Raw genomic sequence first — 21,862 nt, forward strand, 5'->3', positions numbered from 1 at the left:
CATCCACCTCCGGTTGCCGTTCCACGGCAACGTGCCATCGCTCATTGCGCTCAATGGGTTTCGGCGGCGAAGCCTTTGCGCCGCGCTTTACTGGTTCGAGCGTCACCCGCGGCAGCGCTTGCGCGGAGGACAGGTGATTGTGCAAAGCCTGCGCGCGCTTGGCCTGTCCGAGCCGCTCAAGCATATATCCGAGCCTTTGGCTGCAAGCGCGCTCAAAGTGTGCCGCCATCGCTGCCAGTTGCTCGCCATCGAGTTTTCCCCGAGATCGGCAAGAACGGTCGCAACGGCGTCGATGCCACCGGCCACATGCATGTAGCGAAAGAGATCCAGCGCCGTCAGTTCGGGCGAGGATATTTTCATTTTTCCCGTATCTGTCTTGCGTTCGACGATGCCCCCGCGGACGCTCTCCAGATCCTTGCGGAAATAGAACGTAACCCAAGAGCGCCCCGCGCGGATCTTGCGAAGCTGCTTATCCGTCACGACCTGGAATTCCATCACGGCATGATGCGAGGCGCCGTGCAGTTCGGCCGCCTTGAGCAAGCCTACATAATATGGACGCGCTTCATGGCGGATCAGCGCGTCGATGTACCAGATGGGCGGCGGCGCCTCCCAGCTCATAAACTGCGGCGGGAAGGCGACGTAAAAGCCGTGTCGGGGATTGAACAGCGTGTGGCGTTTCTGGAGGCGGGCCGCGGCTTTGAGGAAGGCGGCTTCCGTGATGCCCAGAGCGGCGATGGCTTCGGCTCGCGTGAACGAGATCCGCCCCTCCGATTGGAGGGTCGTGATGAAGGTCGAGAGACTGGAGCGAGGCTGTAGCATCATATGCAAAAACAGCCCATAAATGTCCATTTTTCAATATGATGCGATGGGACCGGAACATCCCATGACCACCGAAATTTTCACCCGCAACCTCATCCAGACCGTATCGGATTGGCGGCGCGGCGGGAGCCACGACCAGAAGGTTAAGCGCGGTGACCACCTGAAGACCGCCGTGGCCTTGCTGCCCGAGCACTCCTGGACTTGCGCATTTCGACAGGAGGCCCGCGAAAAGGATCGGGTCTGGCAATTGCTCGCGACAATCATCTGCCGGAAACCATCGCCTCCTGGACGACCGACATCGCCATCGCAAGAGCATTCAAGGGCAGCGTGCCCCCGGCGGGTCTGCAAGGCGTCATATTCAAGATCACGCTTCCGAAGGACGGCGTGGTTCTTAATCTGGTCGGCGATCCTGCCGCTGTGGACGCGGCGCAAGAGCCTGGATGCCCTGCTGCCAGTGCTCTAGCTGCGCGGCATCTCGACGGGCGACTTCCAGGACGCGCTGTCGGCGCTACTCGGCAAGGATGCACGGAACCTGTCGCCGTCGGTGATTGCACACACCTGACGGCCGACTGGCAGGCCGAGTACGAGCGTTGGCAGCGTCGTGATCTGTCGGCGCGGCGCTACGTCTATCTCTGGGCCGATGGCGTTTATTTGCAGGTCCGGATGGCGGATCACAGCGAATGTATCCTGGTGCTGGTCGGCGCGACGCCGGAGGGCCGCAAGGAGTTGGTCAGCTTCCAGGTGGGCACTCGCGAGAGCGCCCAGGGTTGGCGTGAGCTCTTGGCCGATGTGAAGCAGCGCGGCCAGCGGATCGCTCTTGCAGTGGCGGTCGGTGACGTCGCGCTGGGGCTCTGGAAGGCCTTGATGAAGTCTTCCCCCGCACGCGACACCAGCGGTGCTGGTGCCACAAAGTCAGCAACATGCTCGACAAGGTCGCCAAATCCGTGCGGGGCGCGATGAAGAACGATCCGCGGAACGTCTATCTAGCACCGAGCCGGGCGAAAGCCGAAACCGCGATCGACACCTTCGTCGAGAAATACCGCGCCCAATACGTCTCTGCGGTCGAGTGCTTGATCAAGGATCGTGAGGCCTTGCTCGCTTTCGCTGCCGAGCATTGGGTTCATCTGCGCACCTCGAATCGGATCGAGAGTGTGTTCGCCACGGTGCGGCATCGAAAAGCTCACCGGCGTGGAGGCTAGCCGCAATCCACCTCAACAAGGGGTGCCGCGGCCACAACCACCCGCATCGGTTCAGGGGCTGGATCTCGGGTCAGGTCCGCCGCGTCACAGCTTCCATCCGGCGCGAGATAAAGCGTCGCGCACCTGCCGAGCCCGTTATCGGCGACCTCAAGGCCGAGCACTGCATGGACCGGCACCCATCTCATAGGCCGCGCTGGCGACCGCATCAACGGTGTTCTGGCCGCAGTCGGATATAACTTCGGACTGCTGCTGCGATGGCTCGCAGGGCTCTTGCGCGCCATCATCCTGGTGCTCGCCCCGGCTCAAAGATCGCTTGAATCACCATTCGCCCGCGTTCTTCACGGGGGACTGCCGAGAATCTCCGCTCGGGGTCGCGCGCCAACCGACGCGATCAATTGGCTCGCAGGCGACCCCGCTGCGGTGCAAAGTTACCGACACTCGTCGTGATCCGCCTGGCTCGTGCCTCTGGATCACCTTGCTCGCCCTAATCGTCGTCGGCTGAGCCGGTATGGGCATGGAGGCCGTGGAGCGATGTAGCCCACCAAGTTTCACGCCCCACTGAGCGGTCGCCTGCGCGTCACTCTGGTGCGATCGTCGCAAGTCCAGCTTCGATGACTGCGATTTCTTGGCTTACTTGCGCGACGGCTCGACTTGGATCGATGCCGGTGACGCTTCTTAGTTGCCTCAGCAGCTCTCGCCGATGCGCAAGAACACCCTCCAGCGCGCCACGATCCTTTAGTCTGACGTAGCCGTTGACGATCAACTCAACCGAATGCGACATCTATCCCTCAAATAAACGAATGTCCTGAGCTCGACTTTGGCCGATTTATGCGGCGTAGGCGAGCGCGTTCTCCATCCGGCGCCAGATATGGCGCGGAATTTCTATACTGTTCCGGCGCGGCCGGGACATGAAAGAAATCTGATGAGCCCATATTTGGCGTCGGACGGATGCGATCGCATCGCTAAAGGTCAGCGCGGCTTTTGGATACCAAGCCGCGGTTCTGGGCTTGAGCTTTTGTGCCTTGGCGAGGTCGTGGGTCCATAGCGTGACGATGGAGTAGAGGCCGAGCAAGATCGGGGTAGTGCGCAGAATGGCTTTGTCCGACCATTGGCGCTGGGTCTCGACACCGAGGTGAGCGCGAACTTCCTCGAAGGTGACTTCGACCTGCCAGCGAGTGACGAACCAGGCGAGGATGTCGCGGGGAAGAGCGTTGAGATCGGTCGCCAGGAAGGCCTGCGGGTCGAACTCGCCGGTTGGGTCGCGGACGAGAAGCCAGCGGATCGGTACCGGCGGAACGCCGCCGCGATACCACAGAGCGGTGCCGGTTGCGATCTCGACAATGCGATTGGTTCGGCCGTACCAGAGACTGACCCGGTAGCGCGTCCAGGACACGTTGCGATCCTTGAGGATGGCAGAGAGTTTTTTGTGGGGCTTACCTCGGATTGGAGGGCGGCCACGACCTTTGCGCTTTGGTCGGGGAAATTCGAACAGGTTGGCATCGAGGCGCAGGCGGGTGACAATGCAGACATGCTTGCGGACAGCGGCAAGGAACTCGATGGCGGCAAAGGCGCTGTCGGCGACCAGTACGATATATCGATCGGGCAGCCAACGATGGATTTGCCAAGCAGCCTGGCGGGCCCAATCGAGCAGCGTCTTGGGCGAGCGCGACTTGCCGTCATAGAAGCGTTTGGAGGGGGCGAGCAGTGTGAGGAAGGGCAGCGCCATGATGCGATCGGCCCACGGCACGCGCACCAGCAACATGGCGGAAAGCCAGCGCAGACCGCTGGCTTTGACGAAGTGCCCCTTGGAGGAGCGCACCGGGTCGCGATAGATGCCGCGGGCGCTGATCTTGGGTCCCCAGCGCCGCTCGATGGTGTCATCGAGCCCGATCACCACTGGCTCGCCGGCCGCCACGAAGACCTTGATCAGCAGGAGCAGCAGGCGGCCTGCCGCGGCCCGCGACGACCACGCCGCCCGGTTGAGGACGCGATGGAAAGTACAGAAATCGGGATCGCGCTCTCGCCCGAGGATGCGCAGCGCCGCCGTGACAGTGCGCCGGCCGGGCGCCAGGATAACGCCGGCGAGCAGCATCAGAACATTCGGCCAGGTAGGACGCGTGAACAGATCGGTGAAGACTGCAAGCCGGGCTGCAAAACGCGGCGGCAGCGGATCGCAAGAGCGGGGAAGAAGACGGGCGTGTTGCATCCCATCGGTAGAATCGGCATGTTGAATCGCGGCAACCTCGTCCAGCTGCGACAAATTGAATCGGCAAACCGATCCACTCTGGCCCGCGCGGCACCGATCGAGCACATTGAGCGCTATGGCAAAATCCGACCCAACGCTTGCCCAGATTGCTGCTCAGTTCACGCATCACGACATAGAAAAGAGCCGTAGCGGTTATTTAGTTATCAACCGTCGGACTTCAAATCCGGTCGCACGGCTGCGCCCCATTCCAGATACCGATCGCTTCGAGCTCTTCTACTGGTCGAACGTGAAGGGGCGCTGGACAACCTTTGGCAATATGGGGCGCATGAAACTCATGCTCACGAGCGCTCATGAAATCGTCGAGAACGATCCCATGTTCAGGGGTCCGCGTATCCCATGAACGAGTTCAAAATTGGCCAAAGTCAAGCTGAGTTTACTAATATATCGGATCACGCGGCACCGCGCAGCATCGCATAGCGGAAAATCTTTGATTAGTAAGATCAACGAACAAAGCTCTTTGTCGCCGTGCATTAACCGCGCCCATTTTGGTGGGGGTCGCGGAGGTGGTGATGTGTCGCGTAACCGGCGCCTTCGCGGCAAGGGGCCGCCGCCTCCAGAAGCGGCGCCCCCGCCCAACGCGAGCGACCAATGCCAGAGCGGCTGCCGAACAACAGGGAGCACGCCACTTTTTCATTCGCGACATATCTCCCGAAGGCGCTTGCGTGCATCTCAATGGAAAGAAGCACAATGCGTCTTGGCATTCTTCGTTCTCACGCAAAGTGATACGGCAAGCAGCCGTGCGCACGAATAAAGTCTAGCCGCGATGCTCGCCTATCGAACGTTACTGCTGGGACGCTTGGCCATTGTGCGCAATAACTTATCACGAGCCCCCACACACAGACGCTCATTTAAATGCATCGTTAAGGATCGCCGCAATCCTGGCGCCGGCGAGTGCAATCCTCTGGTTGGCGATCCTGTGGGCCCTTGACTGATAAGGCTGCGTGAGTTTGTACGGGCCGTCGCCGCCGCGAATCGGCGGCGCGTACACTGAACTCTTGGCGATCTCGAAGCTCTCCTGGATCCAATCGTTCTCATCCGTCGAACCGCTATCCACCGTCCGAAGATCCGCAGAGGCGTCGATCGCATCCTGCGGTGGCGCGCTGGTCGGTCCCAACAACCCATCCCAGAACGCATGGAGTTCCCTCGAGCTTCCACATTTTCTGCAACTGATCTTGACGTCGTTTCCTCCGGCGTCGCCATCCTGCTCGGCGTGCGTAAAGCGAGAGGTCGCGTGCAACGGCTGGTGCAGGTCACCGATGAGATGAAGCAGCCAGGAAAGATCGTATGAGCGCACGTCGTCCGATGCCGTCTTATCCGCAAGCGTTTTCTTGAAGACCGCGACCTCAGTCTGCGCGTTAGGCGATTGCGGCTGCTGCAATGGGGTGCCATCCGTCGAGAACGGTTCATCAATGAAGTGCCAATACTTGTGGCGAAAGTGATCGGCATATCCGATATTCTGCGACGCTTCGGGGGTATGCGGCGCAACATCGCCGTTTCTGTCGCCATCGTTGTGGTAGTCGCCGAGCGATTTGATCTGGTCCGGCCACGTCGCCGCCTTGACAAACGCGACCTGGTCGCGCTGGCTCGCCGGCACACCCTGGATCCAGCCATCGTATTGAGGATTGAGTTTGAGAAGGCGCGTGGCTTCCTGCTTGGCGGCAGGCGTCAGCTGGCTCCAGGCCAGCGCAGCTGCCTCCATATGTCCAAAATTATTCCAAGCGTTGGCGGACGATCCAACGAGTACTGCACAGCCCAGCGCGATCAAGAAACGTATCTTCATCGAAAATCCTCACTGATGGAAAATTGAAAAGATCTCTTAAGTTGTGAATACTAAATTACACCCGTCTTGTGTCATCAAAAAGAATGAAAGATAGTGCTTGCCACGCAGACGTCGCTTGGGCCGAGCTCAAAACAAGCTCGGACGAATAACCGTCGAGGCTTGCCTCCCGCGCGCTCACTCAATATCCAACCAGTTCAACGCTGCACTCACCATCTGCCAGGCGCGGTCTCCACGGCTCCTCCGAGCTTAAGCCGAGGGAGGTCTTTTGGACCAAGAGGGCTCGCCAGGACATGCCACCATATTGATCCATGACATTGTCGCGACCCCGACCTCAAGCCAACATGAAGCGGCAGTCAGCAAGGCCTCGAGCCCAACGGGAACGAGATCTTGCCTATCGCGCCTAAAGAAGGCTCGCGGTACAAGGTAAGGGAAGGCAATGTCTGTAAGGTGACGGCGTCGATAGCAATCGTAGTCGCAATATCCTCCCCCTGTTCGCACATCTCGCACGTAAGCTGGACCTAAGGACCAAAACATCCGCTGCAGGTCCTATCGCCGTGCGGGGTCCTGTGATTTACGAGGATGAATTTCATAGTCTGCGCCGTTAGGCATCTCCATCCGGCCTGAGATCTTGTAGCGATCCGAGCGTTAGAGATCGCGCCGATCTTGGTTCCGAGCCGGTCTGGATCGACCTTCAAGGTCGTTTGCAGCAACGAATGCCTATGATCCGGCATCACGACTGGGGTATCCGAGAAAGAAGAACGTGGTCTTCCTCAACGTCCGCGTGGCACACGCTGCCAACTGCTAGGCCGCTTGCAGCCAGGAAAGCCATTTATGATCGGCTTCGCGGCGAAGCCTGAAGCGGTCGACGCATTTCTTGGAACAAAGAGCCGTTCGCCAGCAGTAGTAGCGGATCAGACCGAACCGTCCACCGCAGATCGCACAGCACCTTGCTGAACCACGCTCCGAATCATGCGAGCTGTTTCGCATTGTCGCCTCCTGTCGGCGTTAACTAGATCGTCATCGCTTTGCGCGCAGCACGAGGTGCGCACGCCGCGCGCGACTTGGGCCGGTCGCCAAGCCTTCCGGCTTTTACGGATACCGTGCGCAATCGCTTGATGTGCACCGATTTTGACGAAGCAGCCACTCCACTGGGAGGGCTTCGCCGATCGCTGACTATAAGCGTCATTCAATCTCGATTGGCGCAATCAACAACGAAGTTGAGCCTAAATCCTGCGCCGAATAGCCAATACACGACGAATTCTAACGAGACTGACCAAGAACATGCATCTCACGGCAGTGGCTTGGAGCTAGCGCTGCCTTCGCCTGTCAAAGGGTGGCAATCATCCGTCTCGAACTGTTCGATCAGCATGGTCACTGCGGGCCAGCCGAGATATTACCTTTGTGGTTGGCTTGGCGAAGGCGAGGCCGTTCACGTTGCTCAGCGATGTGGATGATACAGCGGACCAAATTTAGTCCGCGCGGTGCCTGAGCTGCATTTCCGCAAAACTGGTGCAGAAAGGGCGAGGTGGAGGGCGGCAGAGAAATCACCGTCATGCACACAAGCGACAAGACCGGCCGAATTGGGGCTTGCGAGGCGGAGGACATTCAGCCGTTCATAGCCTGCTTACAACAGTGGCCTGCGCCATTGGGCGAGCAGAAAGCAGTATGGCCGCCCCTCAATCGGTCGCCTGCTTCACACTATGCTTGATGTTGCGACGCTCGCACTTAAGCTCGCCAATGGGCATCGCCCACCTTGGTTGCCCCTCTTTTGTTCCCAGAGCTGTCGGGCTCCGATGTCGTCAGTCGATCCCGTTCGCTCGGACTACGGGCTCACTTCCGGCTTAAGGATGACGTTATCGATCAGGCGCGTCGAGCCGACATAGGCCGCCGCGCACAGAGCAGCAGGATTGCTCAAAGGATTCGAGGCCGGCTCAAGCGTGTCGGCATCGACGAGCTCGAGATATTGCAGCCGGTCGACTTCATCCAAATGCCGCCTGGCGATTGCAATAAGCTTCCCGCATTCGCGCTCGCCTGCACGAAATTCGGCCTCGGCTGCGAACAGACCGCGACTGATCGCAAGAGCCCGCCGGCGCTCTTCTTCATTGAGATAGCGATTGCGGCTGCTCATGGCCAGCCTGTCCGGCTCCCGAACAGTTGGCACGGTGACGATCTCGATGGGAAGATTGAGATCAATTGCCATGCGACGCACGATGGCGCATTGCTGGAAATCCTTCTGTCCGAAAAACGCGACATTCGGCTGCACCATGCTGAACAGCTTGCAGACGACGGTTGCGACACCGCGAAAGTGCCCAGGCCTGAAAGCCCCGCACAAGGGTTTTGAGAGTTCGCCGGGTTCGATGAAGGTCTCGAACTGAGCCGGATAGACCTCCTGTGCATCCGGAGCAAAGACAATGGTCACGCCGGCATCACGGCACAGCCCCTCATCCCGGGGAAAGGCACGCGGATAGGTACCAAGATCTTCGTTCGGCCCAAACTGAGTGGGATTGACGAAGATACTTACAACCGTGACGTCGCATTGCGCACGACTCGCCTCCACCAATGCCAAGTGACCGTCGTGCAGGTAACCCATTGTCGGTACGAAGCCGACGCGCTTGTGCGAATTGCGAGCTTTTGCAAGAGCGGCCCGCAGCTCAGCGACCATCGTAACTGTTTGCATGTTGGAGCTTTATCTCAGGTTGGATTGGAAGGCGCCCAGCTTGCGATAGCATCAGTCAAGCCTTCGGGAAGCCGATAGCACTCTTGTGGCGTCGGGAATGCACCATTGCGGACATCTGCGGCCCAGCGTGACAGCGCCTCCTGCAATAGCGGAAAACCCTCGACATAGGTGCGAACGAATTTCGGCCGATGGCTTTCAGTCAGGCCAAGCACGTCATGGAACACAAGTACCTGGCCCGAACAACGAGGGCCAGCGCCAATTCCAATTGTCGGTATTGTCAGGGTCTCGGTCGCGCGGGCGGCGAGTTCTGCCGGGATACCTTCCAGAACGAGAGCGAAACATCCGGCTTCCTGTAGACGGTGGGCGTCGTCGAGCAGACGCAAGGCATCATCGGGGTTCCGACCTTGCACCTTGAAACCGCCCATAACATTGACGCTCTGCGGCGTCAGGCCGAGATGGCCCATCACCGGAATCTCGCAATCGACCAAGGCGCGTACGATTTCGGCGCGCTTGGCTCCGCCCTCAAGCTTCACGGCGTCGGCCCCACGCTGCAGGAAACCTCCGGCGTTGCGGATCGTCTCCTCGGGACGCAGGTGAAAGCTGAGAAAGGGCATGTCGGCCACAAGCAAGGCGCGAGGTCGTGTCCGCGCCACGGCTTCGAGATGATGGTTCATCATCGCCAAGCTAACCGGCAACGTGTTGTCGAATCCGAGACAGACATTGCCAACACTATCCCCGACAAGGACGATATCGACGACGGGGTCCGCGATCCGTGCCGTTACCGCATCGTATGCGGTCGTCATGACGACACGCCGCCCCTCCCCCTTCCACCGCTGCAGAGTTGGAATGGTGACGCGCTCGGCAGGCGCCTGCGAAATGTGGCTCATCCCAAAAATCCGATCCGTCGACTAGCCCGCATACCCAAGGTCGTCGCTTCCTATGGAAGGCGAGAGAAAAATGTCAACGGTGAGGAGAAAAAAGAAAGATACTCCGCCAAAATAGCGGACGAGAGCACAAAAACATCCAATGATCGCGCGATCATCGAAAAAGACCTTCCAGGCCGCAATCGACATAGGGACCGATTGCGCGGCAGGCGCGCGTCGCTCTGCCGGCGGGACGCCAGTTCCACTTTCTCACCTCAGCATCAGCGGGACGATCTCGCCAACGCGGTGACCGCCGATCCCGGGCTGGTCGGGCTGCACGAATGCGGTGATTTCATAGTCATTGATGCGGCAGAGCCGGACATTTCTGCCGGCCGGGGAATCGCCGATCGTTATCCAAATTGAGCGATTCGCTCAACTTGGCGAGACAGGGAGACTTACAGCCGCAAAGAACTCCCCCTTGGGATCGAGGTGGAAATCGCTGGCCGCCCACAGTGCCGATCGTTGCTCATCCGCGACCGCGGTACGGATCATTCTCGTCGTGCCCTTCCCATGAGAACTCGGCGCAGGCCGATCCGTCGCAGATGCCGTAGCGCGCATCCAGGAAGCCCTTGAGAGCCCCAGAGGCGATTTCGCCATCGGACTTGCCCTTGAAGGTGAGATGCGCCTCTTTGACAAGATCAAGGAAGTCGCTGACCCAGACGTCCATCTCGACGATGCGCCAACAGCCGACAAAGGCCTTGCGAACCCGGGTACCTTGGCCATCAGCTGGCCTCCGCGATCAGCTTGGGCAGCCGCACCAGATTGTAGGCGGTGGCAGCGAAGGAAAAGTCCATCGACGCGATCCCGGTCACGGAAGCCGGTCTTCTCTTGCCGACAACCGTCTTGATCCAGCCGAATGCCACCTCGATCCCCTTGCGGATGCGCTGGCTGACGGCATAGCCGCCGTGCCGGGTCGTTCGCCCGTCGATCGCAGAGCGACGGACCGCTGGTGTTCTGCGCTACATCCGGCGTCACGTTCATCGCGCGCAGCGCGTTGACGAAGTCTTCTGCACCGTAGGCTGTGTCGGCGCCAAGGGTGATCCTTGTCGGCCGGTTGGCACGAGGCTCGATCATGTGCAGCGCCGCCACTCGTTCGGCATGCCCGTCAGCCAGTGTCAGGCAGCTGTCGACCAGCAGGCCGTGGCGGTCCTCCATCAGCCCATGCCCGATGAGGCATAACTTCACCTCTTGCCTTTACCCTTGCGGTACGCCTTGAGTTCCTACCCGCCCTCCGCAGCGCCTCAGCACCAGCAGACGGCGGCCGCCGAGCCGGCGGCGGATCGCCGCCAGTTTGCGCAGGCAGGCACGGTTTCATCATCGGCTCACTAAGGGCGACCGAAGCCTGGTGGCAGGCGCATGTCGAGGTTCTTGAGCGAAAAAGCGAGCCGATCCGCAGCTTCGTTCGCGACCGAGGATTGCTTCGTGCCTACCCCATGCCCGGCCTTCATCTCCACCTGTAGCAACACCGGCTTATCGGAAGCGGCCAACGCTTGCAGGCGCGCGGCGAACTTCAAGCTATGCATGGGCGCGACACGGTCATCAGTTTCTGCCGTCCCGATCAGCATGGCTGGGTATCGGCGGCCTGGCTGGATGTTATGATAAGGCGAGTAGCTGCGCAGGATTGGGAACATCTTGGAATCTTCCGGATCGCCGTATTCTCGAGCCCAGAGCCGCCCGTTGTTGAATTGGGGAAAGCGCAACAGGTCTAGGATACCCACGGTCGGGAAGGCGACAGCGAAGAGGTCGGGACGTTTCGTGATCGTTGCGCCGATCAACAGGCCCCCATTGCTGTAACCCAGCGCGGCCAGTTTTCGAGGATTCGTGTAGCCGGCACCCACGAGGTATTCGGCCGCATCGACAAAGGCGTCGAACACCGCCGGCTTGTTCTGTAACATGCCAGCCCGGTGCCAATCCTCCCCGTAGGTGCCGTCCCCCGGCAGCTGGGGGAAGGCAAAAAGCCCGCCCATGTCCATCCAGGTGACCTGCTCGGGGCGGAAGTCGGGTGGGAAGGTGAGGCCGAAGCCACCGTAGCCATAGAGCAACGTCGGCGTCGCGCCTTTGACCAAGCCGCCCTTTCTGTAAGCGAGGAACATCGGGACGCGCTTGCCATCCCGGCTGGTGTAGAAAGCCTCCTCTACGACGTAGTGGGCAGGGTTTACCGGTCCCCGCGGCCGTAGTACGGGCGCGACCCTGCGAGTCGCGATATCATAACGGTAGACGCTGAAGGGCGTCGTGAAGCTCGTGTAATCGAAGTAGACTGTAGAGGCGTCCTCCGGCCCGGCGAAGCCGCGCGCTAGGCCGGGACCAGGCAGGCTGACCTCGCCGTCCTGCGCCCCGTCTTCACGGAAGACACGGATTCGCGACTTTCCGTGATGCAAGTAGTGCGCAAAGAACCGCTCCCCGCCGCAAGTGACCGCGAGCAGGGGATCTGTGGTCTCCGGGATGATGATGCGTGGAGGGTTGCCCAAATGGCCGAGGTCGAAGGCGACCAAACGGCGGTTGGGCGCGCCTTCGTTGGTCAACACGTAGAACACCGCACCCTGGACAGCCACGACCCGATTGCTGGCGAGCTGGTCCTGCTTCCCAATGAAGATCGGTTTGAATCCGTCCTCGGGCCGAGTCAGGTCTTCGACGAGTAGCGTCGCCCCCCCACCTTCGAACCCTGAGTTGACGATGAGGTAGCGACCGTCGGCAGAGACCGATCCGATGAACATGTGGTCAGGGTTGGCCTTGTTCTCATACACGAGTCGATCTTTGGCCTGGGGCTCGCCGAGCCGATGGTAATAAAGCTGCTCGCCGGCGTTCTGAGTACGGAATTCTTCATCCTTCGGCGGCTTCGGAAAGCGCGTGTAGTAGAACCCTTGACCAGCGTAATCCCAGGCGGCCGCACCGAACTTGTTCCAGCGCACCTCGTCGGGGAAGACCTTGCCGGTCGCCGTGTCGATAACCCGCCAAGTGCGCCAGTCGGAGCCAGCATCATGAACCGCATAGGCTACCAGCCGGCCTTTCCGCTCATAGGCGACGTCAGCGAGTGCGCTGGTCCCGTCCTTGCTCCACGAGGCCGGATCAATGAGTTTCACGGGCTTTGAACTGTTGCTCCGGACGACCCAAAGCGCCGCCTGTTGATCACCGGGGCGCCGGCGAAAGAAGAATTTGCCGCTGTCCAGACGCACGGGCGGGCTCACCGTCTCGATATTGTGGAGGGCTTCGAGTCTGCGGAGGATCGCACGACGCTCAGGCACTCTTGCCAGATATCTCCTCGTCAGACGGTTCTCCGCCTCGACCCAGTTGCGGACCCGGGGCGCGGTCTGAATGTTGTCCTCTAGCCACTGGTAAGGGTCCTCCACTTGGGTCGCCCCATACCGATCGAACCTCGACGCGGTGGCCGCGAAGGGGTAGCGCAGCGCGTCAGCCCTCGAAGCCGGACCGGAGCAGGCCAAGGCGGCGACCGCAGCGCCTACGGCCAATTGCCGCAAACGGTTCTGGATAAGGAATGAGGTCATGATCGGAGTCTTCTATCGAATACGACCGATCACCCTGCTCCAACGGGGATATGTCGGTCCGACGCGTCGTTGCGCTAATCCAAAGCATTCGTCGTGCCAAAGGAGAAACTCATTGAACTGCAATCTGGTCGCCCCAAAGCGCGCCGGTTCGCATCTTCACACATCGTCGCGCATCAGACACGGTGCGTGCGCGTTGCAACAGGGGCGGCTCTCGAGAGACTTCCTCTGGCGGAGCGCAGTTGGCCCACCATCTCAAATTCTAGTCTTACTGAGATGAGTGTCGCGGCACTTGTCGACGGGAATCCTATATTTGAGAGGACACACTTTTCAGCGGCGGGAGGCCGAGATGGGTCTGACAAAATCGGGGGACATAGTGTCGCGGCTTTCGACATATATTGAGTGCCTTGCGAGCGTGATCAGACATACGGGACGAGCCAAACCGCTTCGCGATTACTGCATCGGGCTGATGATGCCATGCGATCAAGAGCGTCGAGCCGATGGCAGCGATGAAGGCTCCTGAGGGGACAGCGCCACAGCATCAGGCGTTGTTGCATCTTGTCGGTCAAGGCGGCTGGTCGGATCAGCAAGTGTTGAGCAAGATCCGTGAGTTAGTTCTGCCGGCCATCGAACGTCACGGAGAGATCGAAGCTTGGATCATCGATGATACGGACTTTCCCAAGAAGGGGCGGCACTCGGTCGGCGTTGCACAGCAATATTGCGGTCAGTTGGCAAACAAGACACTTGTCAGGTCGCCGTGACGCTCTCGGGCCATCATGCGAGCTTGCCGGTAGCCTATCTGCTCCATCTACCAAGCGAGTGGGTTGCAGCTTATGGCTTTCTGGTCTCGGAGCGAGAAACGATTTTCCCCTCAGCAACAGCATCCACCAAATCTGCAAGGATAGAATAAGACGCCTGCAACCGCATAGCCCGCAGCAGCTTCTCCGGCGGGATCGACGGCCGCCTAATCGGCGAACATAGCGCGGCAAACTCCCTTCCAGCGCCGATAGCGCCTCGTTCACCGTCGTCCGGATCGCTCGCAGCGGACGATCACGCCGCACCCGCAACTCCAGATCAACGTAGCTGAACAGCTCGCCCGTTCAATTGTCGCAGCCGCGCACGCACCATCTCCGACTCTCGGCGCAGCCAATGAACCGCGGTCACCGGCCGGCGGCGAGCGCCCTTTCTAACGGTCTGCTATCGAGAGCACGTTGGCGAGGCCGTACAGCGATTTGGATCAGGTGAGAGGGTGGCGCACGAAATGACGCACTGGCAGCGCTCGTGCTGAGGCCGTGCAGCGCTTGATGCGGGGGTGGGCTGTCACAGCTTGGGGGCCTGGCTGGAAGCTTTGATCCATTCGTCAAATCTGGATGCTGCGTCGGCCTGTTCGGCTTTGATGAGTAACCTATTGCGCTCCGGTCCCGGGGGCAATTGCGATGCCTTGTCCCGTGCTTGTTTCGCAACTGCCGTCAGCCGTTCACGCAGTGATGGGAGTTCGATCCGACGTCGTCTCACCATGGGACACTCCGCGAGCGGTGATGATCCAATAAATATCGCTACATAGGAGGTCGCGTACGCCTACGAAATTTAGTAGGCCACATAATGCAAATTCATCTGATACGCATTGATGGTAGCGGTGCGGTCACGGAGCTAGAGACATGCCGATGTGTCGCGGAGCCATAGGCATGCTGAGACCTAAAGAATATCGCGAACTCGCTAAGATCTACAGGGACATGTCGAAAGCCGGTGATGTGTCGCCTAGGCGATTGTGCGTCCTGGTCAGCATCTCCAAAACATATGCCAAGTTGGCCGACCAATGTGAGCTCCTGGACAACATCGTCAAAGACGAAGACTGCAAGGTTATGCCGTTTCCGAGATCTAGGTGATCCGTGCGGGGCAAAGGTGCCGTGCTTGGTGGCGTAGATGCGCTTACTGGCAGAATCCGCCAGTGACAGCCTCCTCGGCGGCCGGCTTTCGGACGTCGAATGGGGCTACGCACCAGATAACAAACTGCTCTTGATACGATTGCGATCCGAACTTGCAGAAGTTAGAGCGTGGCTGCTGATAAATCTATGATTGGAACGGCGCTTTCACGGCCATTGAGGCCGCAATGATGACCGCAGCAGGTCAGCGCTCGGCAGATTGTTGGGTTGGGGGGCAGAGCGCCACGGGTTGACTTAGCAGGGCGACCCCACGGGCGCATAGCAAGACAAAGTATGGGAAAGAGTAGCTGATGGCGTAAGCCTTTGGCTTACGCGGCACTGCTACGATCCATCGCACGCATACCGTGTGATGCGAGATATGAACGTATTGTCACCGGAACTGCGGCCCGGCGACAAGATCCATCGACAAGCTGAACACCGCTTCGAAGATTGAGTCCGGCCCATAAGAATGCCTCTGCAAAGATGAAAGCCACGCGAAGGGGCAAGGGGGCCGGCATTCTTCCCGAGGCGAGAGGCTTGGAACGGCCAATGGGAAAATTCGCACGCGGGCTGACCGCGATTTTAAGAACACACATTTTATAGGAGAAATATTCTTGGCTAGAAGGTATCGAGCAGCACGGTTTGACCTTCGTCGACCGCCACGGCTCAAGCTGCCACCCCATCGAGCTAATGGGACGCAACGCCTCAGCGTTCCGAATGACATGGAACGCAGCATGTTGCGAGCGACGGCATTGTGGCGCTTCGACAAAAGAATAGCGTCGTCAGCCCTGGCGCGTCGTTTTACGATTTTGCACGATTTGGCTCACCGGACTTTTAGAGCTACTGAATGTCGCATCCTGCCACGCTTGGCCATGACAGAAGCTTGTCGCAGTGCGTAATCGCGGATCTTCGGTTGCGGCGTTTCTGCTCTGGCATCTTGCCGAGCGTTCAGTTGCAAATCGCAGGTGCTCTCATAGAGCTACAGCGAACGAATATGATCCGGCCTCCTCGACCATCGCGGGTCAACCCGAGCAGGAGTGCGCGATAGCGGCCCGCAGCGCACCGCCGTTTTCATTTACGTGTGACGGCAACGCGGGCAGCCCTGCGGGAAGCAGGCGCGGCAGAAAGGCTTGCCGCATGACTTGCAGGGCGCATGGCCCGCAGTATCGGTCAGGTGCAGATTGTCGTCGCACACGAGGCGCACGCGATCGAGGCCCAGCCCCGCCTCGCAGAGCGGCCGCTCAAGCGTCCTGACCAGCGGGTGCCAGTCAAGCCGGATCATGCGCTGCCCTTTGCGGCGGCGAATCAGAACCTCGAAGCGTTGCACCGGTACATAGATCTCAAGCGCTTGGACCCATTCGACCGTGACGCGCAGCGCGTAGTTGCGGCGTAGGTCGTCGAGCTTGGCGCGATATTCGCGCTCGATCGCCTCCACCCGCAGCGTCTCGCGCCGCCGGTCGGCCTCCGCGCGGTCTCCGTCCGTGCGGTTGAGCGCCGCCAAGCGCTTCAAAGACCCCTCACGCAGGTCATTGTGATAGGCATGGACACGGTCGCGGTCTCGCTCCAGTCGGCGGCGCATCGTCCGCAGGAACGGCTCCATGCTGTCCTGTGCCTCGCGCTCGAGTAGCGGACGCAACCGCGCCGCGAGCGTCCCTGAGCTCCATCCCGGTCCGGCCACGCGCTTGGTCACCGCGTCGGGCATGTGCCAATCGGCAGTTTGCGCCAGCGCCGGTCGCAGCTGTGCCAGGACGTCGCTGATGTCCGCGCCAGTCGCGAGGTTGAAGCCGAGCCAAATCAGTTTCTCGCGCTTCTCGTCCGACAGCGCGGTGACGCGGAACGCCAGCATCAGGCAGCATGTCCAGGTTGCAGACAGGCCCTGGAGTCGCCAGATCGCGTTCGGCAGGTCGAGGACGCGATCGAGCAGCTTTTCGGGGGCACTAGAGCGGTTTCCACTTTATGTGAATCGGAAGGGTACAGGGGATTCCCTCGGTCGCGCAAATCAGATTCGATTGCTCTGGCTTTAACGACGGGGCGAGCGATGGCGAAGGGATATTCGAAAGACCTGAGAGTGCGTGCGGTGGCACTTGTCGAAGACGGCGAGAGCAGACGGGAAGCCGCGCGCGTGCTCGGTCTCAGCGCCTCGACCGCGATCCGCTGGATCGAGCGCTGGACGAGGACGGGCAGTGTGGCGGCATTGCCCGGCACGGGCCAGAGCCGCTCTCCGCTCGAGGCGCATCGCCAGTGGCTGCTCAATCTCATCGCCGCGGAGCCGGACTTGACACTCGAAGAGATTCGCGCGCGGCTCAAGTCCGAGAAGCGGCTGAAAGTCGGGACGACATCGGTCTGGCGCTTCTACGAACGCCACGACATCACGTTCAAAAAAAACTCTGCACGCCGCTGAACAGGATCGCTCCGATGTCGCTGCCGCGCGCGCCGAGCTGAAGGCCGAGCAATCCAAGCTTGAAGCGCCGCGCCTCGTGTTCATCGACGAGACGGCGGTCACGACGAAGATGGTACGGCATTACGGCCGCTCACCGCGTGGCGAGCGTCTCGTTGCGAGCGTGCCGCACGGCCACTGGAAGACGCTGACACTCGTTGCCGCGCTGCGCATCGATGGCTTGACGGCGCCGTATGTCTTCGACGGGGCGATGGACGGGCCGTCATTCCTCGCTTATGTCGAGCAGATCCTCGCGCCGACGCTGCGCAAAAGAGACATCGTCTTCATGGACAATCTGCGTACCCACAAGATCGACGGCGTTCGCCAGGCGATCGAAGCGGTCGGCGCCAAGGTGCGCTATTTGCCGGCCTACTCGCCCGATCTCAACCCGATCGAAATGGCATTCTCGAAGCTGAAGACCGCGCTGCGCAAGGGCGCGGCACGCACCGTCAAGGCGCTCATGAAACTGATCGGCAAGCTCATGAAGACATTTGCGCCCGACCAGTGCGACAACTACTTTCGACATGCAGGATACGGGGCCTGATCCACATCAAGCGGAAAATGCTCTAGGGGGTGGAACCGGAGCGGGGAGCCGAACCTCTCGCTCGCTCCATCGTCCCTCGTCGGCGAGGATCGCGCCGAAGCGGTCGAGCCAGTCCCCCTCGAGCGCTATCGCAACCGCACCCGGAGCTTGTTGCGTCCCGAAGCCGAGATGCGTGAGTTCGGGCCAGCCCAGCTGTCGTTGCAGGGGAGCAGGCGCGAGCACTTCAAGCCGGTCCGAAGCGAGAGCCTCGACGGCGGCGCCCCGGCGTTCCAGCAGGTCAGCGACAAAGTCGCGCAGTTCACTCATCGGCTCAGCTCACACGGTCTCGAATTCATCACCGAACAGGGCGGTATCGAGGGCCTTGGCACTTTCGTGGTGCTCGCGCGCTCCCGTCAGACGGCGGCCGAGCGCGTCCAACGCCTCCGCGCGGCCTGTTTCGGTTGAGCGCAGCCATGCATCGAGCATGAGGTCGGCGAAATCGCGGTCCTCGTCGAGGCCACCCAGGATCGCCCCGACCTCACCTACGACAAGCTCGAACATCGAGATCTTTTCGTCGAGCAGCGACAAAATCTGCTGCTCAAGAGTGCTGCGAGTCACAAGGTTGAACACGAACACCTCGCGTTGCTGGCCAATGCGATCGATGCGTCCGATGCGCTGCTCGATCGCCATCGGGTTCCACGGCACGTCGAAATTGATCAGCGTATTGCAAAACTGGAGATTGCGGCCTTCGCCACCCGACTCCGTGCACAGCAGCACCGGCACCCGCTCGCGGAATTCTGCGATGGCGGCGTCCTTGGCGGGGCCGCTGAGTGCGCCCTCGAAGCGCGCGAAGGCAAAACCTTCGCGTGCCAGCAGCGTGGCCAGATGCTCAAGCGTCTCGCGGTAATGAACGAAGACCAGCTTCTTCTCGTCCGGGTTCCGACGCAAGAGGTCGAGGAGCGCCGCCTCCTTGCCACCGACGCCAATGCAGGCCCATTTCTGCGCCAGCGCGTGCCAGCTTGCATCGACGTGGCGGCCGGACAAGCGCCGCACGGCGGCGGCGGCCGCTGCCGGAGACGATCCGGCAGCGCCGAGCAGATGCCGAAGGGCCAGCCGATTTGTCCCCTGGGCCGCCAGTCGCCGCACCGCAGCCTCGAGCTCGCGGTAGGCTGTCAGCTCGCCCTCGGTGCCATCCGCGCAGATCGTCACGGCGTGACGGCGCGGCAATTTTAGCGCGACGACCGCGCGGGTGTTGCGCACCATGGCGCCGCGCATCAACTCGCGAAGGCGCTCGGGATTGGCCGGTTGGCGCGGCTTGCCCGCCGTCACGTGAGCCGCGCGAAACTCCTTCATGGTCTTGAAGATACCGGGTTTGAGCAGCGTCAGCAGGTTGTAGAGCTCCGTGAGATCGTTCTGCACCGGCGTCGCCGACAGCAGCAGGACGAAGCGTTTGTTGAGCGCATCCACCAGCTTATAGCTTTGGCTCGTGCGGTCACGCAGATGGTGGGCTTCGTCCACGATGACGAGATCGAAGCTACGGTCGAGAATGTGCGCCGCATGCTCGCTGCGACGCGCCAGGGCGAGCGAAGCGATCAGGCGATTCTGCCGCCAGAAGCCTTCCGGGTCGCTGCGCAGCAGCGCATCATGAGTGGTCGCGCAGGCAATGTCGAACTTCGATTCGAGCTCCTCCTGCCACTGCCCGACGAGCGAGGCCGGGGTCAGCACCAGAACGCTGTCGACGATGCCGCGCAAAAGATACTCCTTGAGGATCATGCCGGCCTCGACGGTCTTGCCGAGCCCGACTTCGTCGGCAAGCAGAACGCGACCACGATGCTGCTTGAGCACCTTGCGCACGGTCTCGACCTGGTACCAGAAGGTTTCGATGCCGCGCAGATGCGGCAGGCAGAGCAGCTCGTCGAATCCTTGCGCGAGGCCGAGATGGGCAAAGCGCTCGCGCAAGCCATACCAAGCGCCGTCGCTGTTCGGCGGCTTGTGCAAGGCGTCCAACAACGGCGCGAGATTGAGCTCGGTGGTGAAGGGAATATCGATATCGATCAGCGGCAACGAAGCCGGTATGGTCGGCGTAACGGCCCCCTCTGTGGGCGGCCTTGGCTTGACCCGGGTCTTGGCTTTTGGCACCGGACCGGCGGCCGAGCGCCTGCTCCGGACGGTCTTGCTGGGCTCGAAGATCCGAGCGTAGTGGCGGTAGAGCCATCCCCGACGCTCAAGGCCTCCGGGAAAAACGTTCGCAACGTTGAGCCAATCCGTGAGCCCGTGAGCGTCAAGCAGCGAACGCGCCGGCAGGAGCCTGTTCTGCTGCGCGAGTGCCAGGGCGTTCAACAGGTGGCAAGCATCGATCGCAACGTAGCGCTTGCGGAAGCGTTTCAGAAAGACCTGTGCGCGAGCCGCATCTTCATCCAGCAGCGCCGCCGTAGCGGCGAGCAGCAGGATATACCCATCGCCAGGCTGTGCGCGCACGGCCTCCTCAGCCAGGGGCAAAAAACCTGACTGGAAGCCGCGATCGGCGAAGGCAGCCAACAGAACTTGGTCCCACGCCACCTCCTTCCGATCTCGCGACAGCTCGTCCGGCTGATCGCCAAATGGGAAAACCGTCTGCGCCGGGGATGCATGCGGCATAAAACAATCCCACTACCACTCCGCCCGGAGGCGAAACCAATGACTCGGAAACAGCGACGCTACGCTGAAACGAGAGGCATGCAAGTACGCGATAGCTGTGCGGTACCATCTGGTTGTGGAAAGATGCCTTGGGGCTTGGAGAACTCCGAGCACCCGCACTCGCCATGGCCGCCGTGTATCCGAAGCCCCGCGAAGCGGAGCACAAAATCGCAGGCCATCGCGCCTTGGCAACGGAGATTGTGGCCGACTGCTACATCGTCGTCCATGACGAAGCAGCTCCTATCAGAGTGATGGTCATCGACGTGCCTGAAATGGGCCCATATCAAGGCCAGATTAAGCTGTTCCAGCACGTTGACACGGGGCGCACCCAGCAGCGCCCCAGTGCGCTCTTGTATTTTGGGTGACCAGGTCGCGAACCGCCGTATCACTCACGCAGATGTTTGTCTCGTAGAAGTGCAATGGTGGCCGGTTCGTCGGTGTTCACAAACCACCTTGGCAAGGGATTCTGTCTGGTGGGGCAAGCCGAGCAGATCCGGCTCGTGACATCGCCCTCCGGCCGTGTCGACGGCGCCAATCAGGGCCTCTGCCTCGGCGATCGCCATAGCGGCCTTCCGCGAGACCAGGTTCTCGGGAATCGGAGCGGTCTCCGTGCCGAGCCCATTGCATGTACGGCGCGGTTAAGCACCTCGACTTCCGCGCATCGCCGCAGACGGTGGCGAACTCGCTTGATCCCCGCGTTCCACCGCCTCACATGCCGGGCCTGACGCAACCACGGGGCCGACAAAGCACAACGCTGTTTAAACACAACGCTGCGAGCGAGGATTGTGACGAACCTGGGGCCGCCAACATAACTCCGGCGGCCTTACGCGCTCTGCCGTTCGTCGGAATTGAAGCGAGTGGGTCCGTATTCCGCAACAATCCACTTGCTCGTCGTGACGGTGCCGCCAATTTCGTTCTCCGTTGCCAACCGGGCTACTTCGAGCCTGGCCTCGGCAACGGCCAAAGCATCAAATGTGCCCACCAAAGTTGTGTTCGGCAGTCGATACCGCACGTTGTTCGAGCCAAGTATCCACAGTTTCCAGCCCTGCGCCGCAGCCTGCTTCAAAAAAGTGGGGTGCGGATCAGGATTGGTCTCCTTCAAATCATACGATGCAAGGTAGACAGGCATTCTGAGATCCC

At 60.7% G+C, this 21,862-nt stretch carries 16 protein-coding genes and 5 pseudogenes; 7 read left to right on the forward strand and 14 right to left on the reverse strand.

Going from position 1 to position 21,862, the window contains the following annotated elements:
- Positions 1–102 precede the first annotated feature (102 nt).
- Positions 103–849, reverse strand: a complete 747-nt coding sequence (locus NLM31_RS08515) for a type IV toxin-antitoxin system AbiEi family antitoxin (protein ID WP_309143679.1) — start codon at positions 847–849, stop codon at positions 103–105.
- 370 nt (positions 850–1,219) lie between these two features.
- On the opposite strand from NLM31_RS08515, the pseudogene NLM31_RS08520 reads away from it, so the two are divergent.
- Positions 1,220–2,012 (forward strand): annotated as a pseudogene (locus tag NLM31_RS08520) (IS256 family transposase); the annotation flags it as partial.
- An 11-nt stretch (positions 2,013–2,023) separates the two neighbouring features.
- A pseudogene (locus tag NLM31_RS08525) lies at positions 2,024–2,312 on the forward strand (IS5/IS1182 family transposase); the annotation flags it as partial.
- Positions 2,313–2,595: 283 nt separating this feature from the next.
- Here the strand turns inward: NLM31_RS08525 and NLM31_RS08530 are convergent.
- Positions 2,596–2,799: a hypothetical protein gene (locus NLM31_RS08530; RefSeq protein ID WP_254128798.1), complete on the reverse strand. Its 204-nt coding sequence runs from the start codon at positions 2,797–2,799 to the stop codon at positions 2,596–2,598.
- Positions 2,800–2,844: 45 nt separating this feature from the next.
- Positions 2,845–4,224, reverse strand: a complete 1,380-nt coding sequence (locus tag NLM31_RS08535; RefSeq protein WP_254192027.1) for a transposase — start codon at positions 4,222–4,224, stop codon at positions 2,845–2,847.
- A 115-nt stretch (positions 4,225–4,339) separates the two neighbouring features.
- Between NLM31_RS08535 and NLM31_RS08540 the strand changes: the two genes are divergently transcribed.
- Positions 4,340–4,624, forward strand: a complete 285-nt coding sequence (locus NLM31_RS08540; RefSeq protein WP_254192028.1) for a hypothetical protein — start codon at positions 4,340–4,342, stop codon at positions 4,622–4,624.
- 504 nt (positions 4,625–5,128) lie between these two features.
- Here the strand turns inward: NLM31_RS08540 and NLM31_RS08545 are convergent.
- The 3 genes from NLM31_RS08545 to panB form a co-directional block, all read right to left on the reverse strand.
- The gene (locus tag NLM31_RS08545) at positions 5,129–6,064 is read right to left on the reverse strand and encodes a S1/P1 nuclease (RefSeq protein WP_254192029.1); all 936 of its coding nucleotides are present in this window, start codon (positions 6,062–6,064) and stop codon (positions 5,129–5,131) included.
- Positions 6,065–7,886: 1,822 nt separating this feature from the next.
- On the reverse strand, positions 7,887–8,741 hold the full coding sequence (panC, locus tag NLM31_RS08550) for a pantoate--beta-alanine ligase (protein ID WP_254192030.1): 855 nt from the start codon (positions 8,739–8,741) through the stop codon (positions 7,887–7,889).
- 14 nt (positions 8,742–8,755) lie between these two features.
- The gene (gene panB / locus NLM31_RS08555; protein WP_254192031.1) at positions 8,756–9,628 is read right to left on the reverse strand and encodes a 3-methyl-2-oxobutanoate hydroxymethyltransferase; all 873 of its coding nucleotides are present in this window, start codon (positions 9,626–9,628) and stop codon (positions 8,756–8,758) included.
- Here panB and NLM31_RS08560 point away from each other — a divergent pair.
- Positions 9,620–10,027, forward strand: a complete 408-nt coding sequence (locus NLM31_RS08560; protein ID WP_254192032.1) for a hypothetical protein — start codon at positions 9,620–9,622, stop codon at positions 10,025–10,027. The two genes, panB and NLM31_RS08560, sit on opposite strands and share 9 nt — an antisense overlap.
- 106 nt (positions 10,028–10,133) lie before the next feature.
- Here the strand turns inward: NLM31_RS08560 and NLM31_RS08565 are convergent.
- From NLM31_RS08565 to NLM31_RS08575, 3 genes and pseudogenes are all read right to left on the reverse strand, one after another.
- Positions 10,134–10,331: pseudogene (locus tag NLM31_RS08565) on the reverse strand (hypothetical protein); the annotation flags it as partial.
- 55 nt (positions 10,332–10,386) lie between these two features.
- A pseudogene (locus NLM31_RS08570) lies at positions 10,387–10,872 on the reverse strand (transposase); the annotation flags it as partial.
- A gap of 117 nt (positions 10,873–10,989) precedes the next feature.
- Positions 10,990–13,167: a prolyl oligopeptidase family protein gene (locus NLM31_RS08575; RefSeq protein WP_254192033.1), complete on the reverse strand. Its 2,178-nt coding sequence runs from the start codon at positions 13,165–13,167 to the stop codon at positions 10,990–10,992.
- Between the two features lie 497 nt (positions 13,168–13,664).
- Here NLM31_RS08575 and NLM31_RS08580 point away from each other — a divergent pair, with 497 nt between their 5' ends.
- On the forward strand, positions 13,665–13,925 hold the full coding sequence (locus NLM31_RS08580) for a transposase (protein WP_254192034.1): 261 nt from the start codon (positions 13,665–13,667) through the stop codon (positions 13,923–13,925).
- Positions 13,926–14,055: 130 nt separating this feature from the next.
- Here NLM31_RS08580 and NLM31_RS08585 read toward each other — a convergent pair.
- Both NLM31_RS08585 and NLM31_RS08590 read right to left on the reverse strand, forming a co-directional pair.
- A pseudogene (locus NLM31_RS08585) lies at positions 14,056–14,255 on the reverse strand (IS5/IS1182 family transposase); the annotation flags it as partial.
- A gap of 1,906 nt (positions 14,256–16,161) precedes the next feature.
- Positions 16,162–16,932: a hypothetical protein gene (locus NLM31_RS08590; protein ID WP_254192035.1), complete on the reverse strand. Its 771-nt coding sequence runs from the start codon at positions 16,930–16,932 to the stop codon at positions 16,162–16,164.
- 192 nt (positions 16,933–17,124) lie between these two features.
- On the opposite strand from NLM31_RS08590, the gene NLM31_RS08595 reads away from it, so the two are divergent.
- Positions 17,125–18,067, forward strand: a protein-coding gene (locus NLM31_RS08595) for an IS630 family transposase (protein ID WP_254128247.1) whose coding sequence is annotated in 2 segments (ribosomal slippage) — positions 17,125–17,463 and positions 17,465–18,067 — 942 coding nt in all. Because the reading frame shifts where the segments join, the coding sequence is not laid out codon by codon here.
- A 6-nt stretch (positions 18,068–18,073) separates the two neighbouring features.
- On the opposite strand, the gene NLM31_RS08600 is transcribed toward NLM31_RS08595, so the two are convergent.
- On the reverse strand, positions 18,074–18,373 hold the full coding sequence (locus tag NLM31_RS08600; protein WP_254192036.1) for a hypothetical protein: 300 nt from the start codon (positions 18,371–18,373) through the stop codon (positions 18,074–18,076).
- A 9-nt stretch (positions 18,374–18,382) separates the two neighbouring features.
- On the reverse strand, positions 18,383–20,683 hold the full coding sequence (locus NLM31_RS08605; protein WP_254192037.1) for a DEAD/DEAH box helicase: 2,301 nt from the start codon (positions 20,681–20,683) through the stop codon (positions 18,383–18,385).
- 164 nt (positions 20,684–20,847) lie between these two features.
- Between NLM31_RS08605 and NLM31_RS08610 the strand changes: the two genes are divergently transcribed.
- The gene (locus NLM31_RS08610) at positions 20,848–21,087 is read left to right on the forward strand and encodes a hypothetical protein (protein WP_254192038.1); all 240 of its coding nucleotides are present in this window, start codon (positions 20,848–20,850) and stop codon (positions 21,085–21,087) included.
- Positions 21,088–21,545: 458 nt separating this feature from the next.
- On the opposite strand, the gene NLM31_RS08615 is transcribed toward NLM31_RS08610, so the two are convergent.
- On the reverse strand, positions 21,546–21,851 hold the full coding sequence (locus NLM31_RS08615) for a hypothetical protein (protein WP_254192039.1): 306 nt from the start codon (positions 21,849–21,851) through the stop codon (positions 21,546–21,548).
- Between the last annotated feature and the right edge of the window lie 11 nt (positions 21,852–21,862).

This window comes from Bradyrhizobium sp. CCGUVB4N (assembly GCF_024199945.1).
Lineage (GTDB): Bacteria > Pseudomonadota > Alphaproteobacteria > Rhizobiales > Xanthobacteraceae > Bradyrhizobium.

Coding starts and splice junctions, on each gene's coding strand:
- NLM31_RS08515 (WP_309143679.1), bottom strand. CDS start 849: ATGGACATTTATGGGCTGTTTTTGCATATGATGCTACAGCCTCGCTCC.
- NLM31_RS08530 (WP_254128798.1), bottom strand. CDS start 2,799: ATGTCGCATTCGGTTGAGTTGATCGTCAACGGCTACGTCAGACTAAAG.
- NLM31_RS08535 (WP_254192027.1), bottom strand. CDS start 4,224: ATGCAACACGCCCGTCTTCTTCCCCGCTCTTGCGATCCGCTGCCGCCG.
- NLM31_RS08540 (WP_254192028.1), top strand. CDS start 4,340: ATGGCAAAATCCGACCCAACGCTTGCCCAGATTGCTGCTCAGTTCACG.
- NLM31_RS08545 (WP_254192029.1), bottom strand. CDS start 6,064: ATGAAGATACGTTTCTTGATCGCGCTGGGCTGTGCAGTACTCGTTGGA.
- panC (WP_254192030.1), bottom strand. CDS start 8,741: ATGCAAACAGTTACGATGGTCGCTGAGCTGCGGGCCGCTCTTGCAAAA.
- panB (WP_254192031.1), bottom strand. CDS start 9,628: ATGAGCCACATTTCGCAGGCGCCTGCCGAGCGCGTCACCATTCCAACT.
- NLM31_RS08575 (WP_254192033.1), bottom strand. CDS start 13,167: ATGACCTCATTCCTTATCCAGAACCGTTTGCGGCAATTGGCCGTAGGC.
- NLM31_RS08580 (WP_254192034.1), top strand. CDS start 13,665: ATGGCAGCGATGAAGGCTCCTGAGGGGACAGCGCCACAGCATCAGGCG.
- NLM31_RS08590 (WP_254192035.1), bottom strand. CDS start 16,932: ATGCTGGCGTTCCGCGTCACCGCGCTGTCGGACGAGAAGCGCGAGAAA.
- NLM31_RS08600 (WP_254192036.1), bottom strand. CDS start 18,373: ATGAGTGAACTGCGCGACTTTGTCGCTGACCTGCTGGAACGCCGGGGC.
- NLM31_RS08605 (WP_254192037.1), bottom strand. CDS start 20,683: ATGCCGCATGCATCCCCGGCGCAGACGGTTTTCCCATTTGGCGATCAG.
- NLM31_RS08610 (WP_254192038.1), top strand. CDS start 20,848: ATGGCCGCCGTGTATCCGAAGCCCCGCGAAGCGGAGCACAAAATCGCA.
- NLM31_RS08615 (WP_254192039.1), bottom strand. CDS start 21,851: ATGCCTGTCTACCTTGCATCGTATGATTTGAAGGAGACCAATCCTGAT.